The sequence below is a fragment of the Pseudomonadota bacterium genome, assembly GCA_022361155.1.
Taxonomy (GTDB): domain Bacteria; phylum Myxococcota_A; class Polyangia; order Polyangiales; family JAKSBK01; genus JAKSBK01.
This window is the reverse complement of record JAKSBK010000005.1, coordinates 1-7232: the sequence shown is the minus strand read 5'-3', so window position 1 is coordinate 7232 and position 7232 is coordinate 1. Positions and strand designations below refer to the sequence as shown.

The 7232-nt window shown below is 64.0% G+C and carries 6 protein-coding genes; 2 read left to right on the top strand and 4 right to left on the bottom strand.

Features of this window, described 5'->3' with window-relative positions:
- Positions 1–114: 114 nt before the first annotated feature.
- The 3 genes from MJD61_00115 to MJD61_00105 all read right to left on the bottom strand — a co-directional run bounded on the left by MJD61_00115 (position 115) and on the right by MJD61_00105 (position 4471).
- Positions 115–273, bottom strand: coding sequence for a hypothetical protein (locus MJD61_00115; protein MCG8553682.1), 159 nt, complete (start codon positions 271–273; stop codon positions 115–117).
- Positions 274–525: 252 nt separating this feature from the next.
- Positions 526–1698, bottom strand: a complete 1173-nt coding sequence (locus MJD61_00110) for a hypothetical protein (protein ID MCG8553681.1) — start codon at positions 1696–1698, stop codon at positions 526–528.
- A 46-nt stretch (positions 1699–1744) separates the two neighbouring features.
- The gene (locus MJD61_00105; GenBank protein ID MCG8553680.1) at positions 1745–4471 is read right to left on the bottom strand and encodes a DEAD/DEAH box helicase; all 2727 of its coding nucleotides are present in this window, start codon (positions 4469–4471) and stop codon (positions 1745–1747) included.
- A 167-nt stretch (positions 4472–4638) separates the two neighbouring features.
- On the opposite strand from MJD61_00105, the gene MJD61_00100 reads away from it, so the two are divergent.
- A complete protein-coding gene (locus MJD61_00100; GenBank protein MCG8553679.1) occupies positions 4639–4842 on the top strand; it encodes a hypothetical protein in 204 nt (67 codons plus the stop codon).
- Positions 4843–6466: 1624 nt separating this feature from the next.
- On the top strand, positions 6467–6793 hold the full coding sequence (locus MJD61_00095) for a helix-turn-helix domain-containing protein (protein ID MCG8553678.1): 327 nt from the start codon (positions 6467–6469) through the stop codon (positions 6791–6793).
- A 67-nt stretch (positions 6794–6860) separates the two neighbouring features.
- Here MJD61_00095 and MJD61_00090 read toward each other — a convergent pair.
- Positions 6861–7232: hypothetical protein (locus tag MJD61_00090; protein MCG8553677.1), on the bottom strand; the 372-nt coding region annotated here is incomplete at its 5' end.

Below are 7232 nucleotides of genomic sequence, written 5' to 3'. Positions count from 1 at the left end.
TGTGCACGGCATGCTCGCCCTCGCCGGTGTGCTCGACCGCCGCGCGCTCGTCCTCCCATCCGAAGAGCCACTGGCGTGCCTTATCAGCGCCAACAGGATCGATCCACTCCCACGTCAAGCGCGAGCTTCCTTCGAGCTGCGAGCGCGCCGCGCTGGAGACCGACCGGGGTTGCCGGGCGAGGATCGTTGTTGCGAATAGGCGTGACCTCGTGCTAGTGTCTTGTCATACGACCGCCCGGAAGCAAGCAACCCCAGAATCATGCTGACCGTCACGCGCAGTCCGCGGATGCAAGGCCTGCCTCCCAACGGAGTCGCTGGCCTGCATTGCCTTTATCATCCAAGGCGTCGGCGGCCGTAAGCCTGTTTCAGAGTACGCGGCTTGACGTGAAATGAGCATTGCTGCTGCTGCGCCGGTAATCCCGGCGATCGACCCTGCTGATGGTCATCGCTGCATTTGTCTTGTGCGGCAGGCAAGTCGGAAGCGGCGCTCGCTCGGGCCAGCCTCCGTGCCGTCGTCCCATCGTGTTACCTCCGGCTCTTCTTGGTCGCTTTCTTCGCAACCGGCTTCTTCTTGGATGTTGCCTTTTTCACGGCGCGCTGCTTGGCCGTCGATTTCTTGGGAGCGGCCTTCGCGCCGGCCGCCTTCTTGGCGGACGATGTGGTCGTTCTGGATTTCCGGAGGTGGGCCTTGTTCACGGGGGCGCTCTTCTTTGTTGTCTTCTCTGCGGCAGCCTTCCTGCCGGCTGTCTTGGTGGTGGTCTTCGCGGCCGCTGCCTTCTTTGCGGCGCCTTTCTTCTTGGTCGCGGATCGCCTTACGGTGCTCTTGACGGCGGCTGCCTTCCTCGTCCCAGTTTTCTCGGCAGCCTTCTTGCTCGCTCTGGAGCTTTCCGATCTCCGCGTCTTCGCAGCGCGCCTCGTCGTCTTTGCCTTGGTCGGATCCCGCCTGGTGCGCGTCAGCGCTTCGCCTGAGGACACGCGATCCATGTCGATGTCGACACCGAACACCGACGACAGCTCGGAGGTCTCGAGCACACGTCCTTTGCGTGCCTTGCCGTTGCCCGCCGGTTGATCGACAGCGGCTTCCACCATCTCGGTCGGATCCACACCGCGCAGGGTGAACAGCAGCTCGGGTTCGAGGTCGAGACGCGCCCCGACGCCATAGAGCGTCGCTGCCACATGCTTGCACATGGTGGCCCAGTCGGGGCACGAGCAATCGAGGCTGATCTCGTGAGGCGACGGAAACAGCCCCTCGCCCTTGCGCGTGACGATCTCCATGACGCTCTTGGAGATGGAGCCCCGGAGCAGCTCGACCAGCGAGTCGATCTGGCCAGCGCATCGCGCCTTGATCTCCGTCCACCTCTTCTTGGCTAGCGGCTTGATCGCGATATCGACTGTGTACAGATCCGTGCCGCTGACGAGCGTGCGGACACCGCCCGCCTCGATCTGCAGGTCGAGCACCGAGCCGTTGCGCACATAGGTCCGCCCGCGAGGGAGGCGGTTTTCGTAGTCGCTGTAGGCTTCGAGGTTCTTGCACCAGGCCTCGCCCCAGAAGGTCGTGGCGATCTTGCGCCCCGCGATCTCGACCGGCGAAAGGTCGCGTCCGGCCTTTCTCATCGAAGCGACCTTCTTCGCGGCTCTGCGACGACGCTCCGCCACCGGCACGTAAGGCGGCCAATAGCTATCGTAGTACCTGCCCATGGCTCATCTCATGCTTTCTGCTCGGAACGAGGCGTAGCTCGCCTGTCTAAGCCTCCACGGCACTGCTCAGATCGAGCGACACCATCGCCATCAACTCCTCGTTGCTCATTTCCGTCAAGGTAGACTCGGCTCCGCCTTCGAGCACCTCATCGGAGAGCTTCTGCTTGCCCGCAATCATCTCGTCGATGCGCTCCTCCACGGTGCCGCGGCAAACGAATTTGTGAACCAGCACGTTCTTCTTTTGGCCGATACGAAACGCGCGGTCCGTGGCCTGGTTTTCAACCGCCGGATTCCACCATCTGTCGAAGTGAATCACATGCGAGGCCGCTGTCAGGTTCAACCCGGTTCCGCCAGCTTTTAGGGACAGCACCATGAACGGCACACGGTCGACCTCCTGGAAGCTCTTGACCAGCCCCTGGCGCTTGTTGACCGCGGTTCCACCGTGCAGCACGAGTCCGCTGCGACCGAAGACACCAGAGAGAAAACCGGAAAGCGGCTCGGTCATCTCGCGAAACTGGGTGAACACCAACACCTTGTCCTGGCGGGCGGCGATCGACTCGCAAAGCTCACGCAGTCGGGTGAGCTTGCCGCTATCTGCCGGCTCGTAGGCGCCGTCGCCGAGCCACTGGGACGGGTGGTTGCAGATCTGCTTGAAACGCATGAGGAAGGCCAGGACCACGCCTCGTCGCTCGATGCCCTCGAGCTCCTCGATGGCCCTTCGCATCTCGTCGACCGACTGCTTGTACAGCGCGGCCTGGCGCTTGCTCAGCAGGCAGTGGGCAGTGACCTCGGTCTTGTCGGGCAGATCGGCGATGACATTCTTGTCGGTTTTTAGACGGCGCAGGATGTACGGTTGAACGAGCCGCCGCAGCGGCGCGTAGGCTCCCTGCTTGCCCGACTCCATGGATTTGCACAGTCGGTTGAATGCCTTGGCCGAGCCCAGGAGCCCTGGGTTCAGGAAGTCGAAGATCGACCACAGATCTCCGAGGCGGTTTTCCACCGGCGTCCCGGTCAGCGCCAGGCGCCACGTGGATTGCATCGCTTTGACCGCCTTGGTTTGCTTGGCGCCCGGGTTCTTGATGGCCTGGGCCTCGTCGAGGATCACGGTGCGCCAGGCGATCTCCTTCATCCATGCCGTGCGCATGGCGGTGCCGTAGGTCGTGATCACCGCGTCGTGGGCGGCGACGTGCGTTTTGGGCAGCTTCTTCAACTCGCCTGATGGGATGCGTGAGGGGTGGGCGATGAGCACCTTGAGCTTCGGTGCAAAGCGCTCGATCTCGAGCCGCCAGTTGTCCACGAGCGAAGCCGGCACTACGAGCAAATCCGTACCCTTGTCTTTGTTGCGGCGGCTCATGTCGAGGACCCCGAGCACCTGAAGTGTCTTGCCCAGGCCCATGTCGTCGGCCAGGCAGCCGCCGAGCTCGAGGCTGCGCAGGGTCGAGAGCCACTGTACGCCCAGCTTCTGATAGGGACGAAGCTCGGCATTGAGGCCGGCACCGGACTCGATGTCCGCACGCAGCTCGGGCGAGCGCAGCGCATCGAGCCTGGACGAGAGCCATTTGCCAGCGACGACCTCCGACCACTCGGGCCGCGCGTCAAGGGCGCCCCCTTCCTCACCATTGATGTGGGCTCCGGAAAGCATGCGCATGGCCTCGCCGAAGCTCACTCCACCGGCCTGCGCCTGCTTCTGAACATCACGCCACTCGTCCAGCACTTGCGAAAGCTTGTCGCGGTCGACCTCGACCCACTTGCCTTTGATCAGCACGAGGCCGTGGGTGGATGCGAGCAGCTCCTCGATTTCCCGCTTCGACAGCAACCTGCCGTCCAGGGTCAGGCCCACATCGAAGTCAAGCAATGTGTCCATCCCCAGCGATGAGGGAGCCTTTCCGCCGACAGAAACGGAGACCTTGGGACGGGGCTTGTTCTTGGCGCTCCACCAATCAGGCATGCGCACGATAAGTCCGGCCTGCTCGTACAGTGCGATTTCGGAGAGGAACCGGTGGGCCTCCTTGGGCGTCCAGGAGAGCGGATGGTAGATGTCGCCGGCATCGACCAGCTCGCGGATGAACTCGCTTTGTTCGGCCGCTCGGGAAAGAGGTGCCAGCAACGTGAGAAGCTTCCGCCGGTTCTTCGCCCCCACGTAGTCCCTGAGCGCCCTGCCCAACGGCAGGTGCTGGGGCTTCGCCTGTTTGGAGACCCTGTGCACGTAGGTGGCGATGAAGGCGAACGGATACTCGGGATCCCGCTTGTTCTCGGCCAGATGAAAGCAGACACGGCCAACGGCGTGCCAGACCGAGCTGTGCGCTTTCAGATAGCCCTGGACGCCGTCCTTGTATCCCTTGGCTTTCGCCGACAGGGCCGCCCCCGCGTCAGACCAGATCTCGCGCAGGAGCTCGGCCTGTAGGAGCTCGGCTCCCTGCATCGGAGGAACGGCCTGGCTCAGGGCCGACAGCTCGTCGGCGTCCGGGTCGGGGATGACGAGCGAGTTCGAATCGGTCGGGTCGAGCGCGCCGCACACCCGAGCGACGAATGTCCGCCCCACGTCGCGCCAATAGGAAAGCGAGGGGGGAAGATCGGTCGAAAGCTCTGCCGCGCCCAGGTGCAGGACGCCCTCGCCGCGGCCTTTGCCGAAGGCTCCGACGATCTGCCCGGCCGCTTCGCTTGAAAGAGCGGGCCCGTCCTCGGGGGACCCCGGCTGGACGTCGATGCGGCCGCTCGGCGTCAACCGACAGACGAGAGTTTCAGCGTCGCTATCGAAGGCAAGCTGGCTCATCAGCTGTAACCGTTCAGGCCCCAGTCAGTCGGGTTTTCAGGCGTTTTTCCGGGCGAGCGCGCCCGCAGGAATCGCCCGAGCCTCGAGGGCCCAGCGGTACGTCTCGGCGAGCGAGGGCAACTTGACGCGCTCAAGCTGGCGACCACGTCCGGGCCAAGGCCAACACCGTGATCCCGACGCGACGGAAGCTCCAGCCCAACCTCACGCGCATTGCCATGAACCCCGCGGCCAGCGCCATGGTGCGGCTCAGGGCCCTGGACCAGCTCGCCAAGACGTTGGGGCTGTACTTGCAGGAGGTGCAGCACCAGGGCGAGATCGGGCATCAGCATACTTGGGCGGCGTTGGTGAGGGCGGCGGCGAATAGCGCCTAAGGGCAATCGCGGTTGCATACCTTGATGCCACCGCCGCAATTGGTCAAAGACCCAGAGCAGCGAAGAGTGCAGACTGAATTGCTACACTTCGAGAGTAGGCACTCGGCGCTTCCCTGGCAATCGAGTGTGCAGGGGTCGGCTAAAGTGCACGCGAGTTCGCACGTGGCCCCGTCCTTGCAGGTCTGTTTGCAGAAGTCGTCCGCAGTGTTGCATGTGAGCTTGCACGTGGAAGCCCTCTCGCAGGTCTGTGTGGCCTGGGGTACCGAGCTCGCCGCCAAATCGCACGTCGCGCCGGCCAGGCATGTGGCCATACAGCCACTTCCACTGCAGGTCTGCGTGCAGGGGGAGCATTCTGCAGCGCAGAGTCCGCAGTTCGCTCCCGAGCAACTGGTGCTGGGGCAGCTGCACTCGCAGCCGTTGACTGAGTCTCGATCACAGTTGCCCCAGCCGGCCTCGCACGCAGCGATTTCGCACGAACCCGTGGTGCAGCTCTCTGTGGCGTTTGCGAGCGAGCACACCGCACCGCAACTACCACAGTCCATGAGCGTCGCTAGCGATGTCTCGCAGCCGTCGGTCGTGCTGGCGTTGCAGTCGTCCCAGTTGGCCTCGCAAGAGCCAAAGGTGCAGACGCCACTTGTGCAGGTCTCACTCGCATGTGCATAGTCGCACACGGCACCGCACGAGCCACAATCCGTTAGCGTTGCCAAATACGTTTCACAGCCATCGACAGGATCACCATTGCAGTCCGCAAGGCCGGTCGCGCAACCGCCAGCGTCGACGGGGGGTAGTGCAGCGTCTGAAGGACCGCCGGCGTCTTTCACGGCTACGTCCAAGGTCCCGGCGTCGGCGCTGGCATCGACGGTAGGCAGAGCGCCATCGCGGCGGTGGGACGCCACCCCGGCTCCGCCGCCGGCCGACGCAGTGCCTATGGGTCCGGTGTCCCGGCCGACCCCGGCTGTGCCGGAGTCAGAGGGCAAGGGATAGTAGCCAACCCGCCCACAGCCGAACAGCAATGATACAAGTAGCAGGTTTGGCCACCGACTCGTGGGCATGGGTCCATCGAGTTCCAACGGCGGATTCAGCGTTCCCTTAGGTGTCGGCAACGGCGGGCGCTGCTGCCCACAGCAGAACCAGGAAGCTGCCGACCAGCTGGCGGCTATACCCACTTGGTTGCCTGCTGACCTTCCAGACCCCACCCCCATCTTCACCCGCGCCTAGGCAACCCTGACCGGAGTGAAAATCGAGGCAACCGGAAAAGGCGCCCGACCCTCAAAGCCAGGAACGCGCGGTGGGGAATCCCGCGCGTGCAGAATCGAACTCTCAGCGGAAAGCCAAGCAAGCGTCAGGTGCGCGTAAGGTACGCGCCGGGCGAGGAGCTCGCCGCGCCAGGCGAACGAAGGCGAAGGCTCGCAAGCCACCTCGATCCAACCGCGGGAAGAAGCCAAGCCGAGCACAGCCCAGAGCTTCTGCCTCTGCGTCAACGGACCCCTTCGACCTGCGCTAGCGTATAGTCGTCACTGGTGCCGGCCCGGCATGAAAAAGCCGCTCGGGAGCAACAGAAAGGGATGATCTGGAGAAGTACGTAGCCGAACGGGAGCGGCGCGAGCCCGGTTTTGCGCAGTTCGTGATCGACGCCGAGGCGCGCCAGGCCTTCGCCCGAGAGCTCGCCAAGAAGCGGCGTTCCTCCGGCAAGACCCAGACGCAGGTCGCTGCCCTCATGCAGACGTCCGCCTCAATCGTCAGCCGCCTTGAGGCCGGTTCCGACGTGCGCGTCTCCACGCTGGAGAAGTACGTTGCCGCGATCGGTATGCAGCTCGACTTCCGCGCTGTTCCCCGGTCTCGGGCCTCAGGACCGACCAAACGCGCCGCGACGAAGCGCGCCGCTTCCCGGACGGCGCCCCGAGCAGCGCGAAAAGCTGCCAGCAAGGGCGGGAAGAAGAAGACCGGGTAGACTGGCCTGCTCGCGATAGGCAATGGTTCGGCGATCACGGCTACGTGGGGTCCACCGCTGGAAGGTGTCACCCGGGGATTTCGTCCAATGCCTTCCTACGCTCATGCCATTCACGCTGAAGTCCATCCCGCGACAGCTTGTAGAGAGACGTCGGAACGGTAGGACCACTGGCCCGCTCCATCTTCTTTCGGGACCGGACGGGGTTATCGGCCCGTGCGTAAAGGGGACCAAGAGCGTACGCAGGTAGCCTTCCCTTGTTGGCCAGCGCATGGCCCGGCAGGACGTCCTCGTAGTACCCGTAGCGTGTGCTTTGGCTCGTGGTGGCCGCACCGCGCGTGCTGCTGACCGTGCTCAGCGTCGGCAAACCCAGAATCCAGTGGTCCTCGTCGTTACGAAACTGCGTGCTCACCACATCGACGCGCCCATCGTTGTAGCTGGT

Coding starts and splice junctions, on each gene's coding strand:
- MJD61_00110 (MCG8553681.1), bottom strand. CDS start 1,698: ATGGGCAGGTACTACGATAGCTATTGGCCGCCTTACGTGCCGGTGGCG.
- MJD61_00105 (MCG8553680.1), bottom strand. CDS start 4,471: ATGAGCCAGCTTGCCTTCGATAGCGACGCTGAAACTCTCGTCTGTCGG.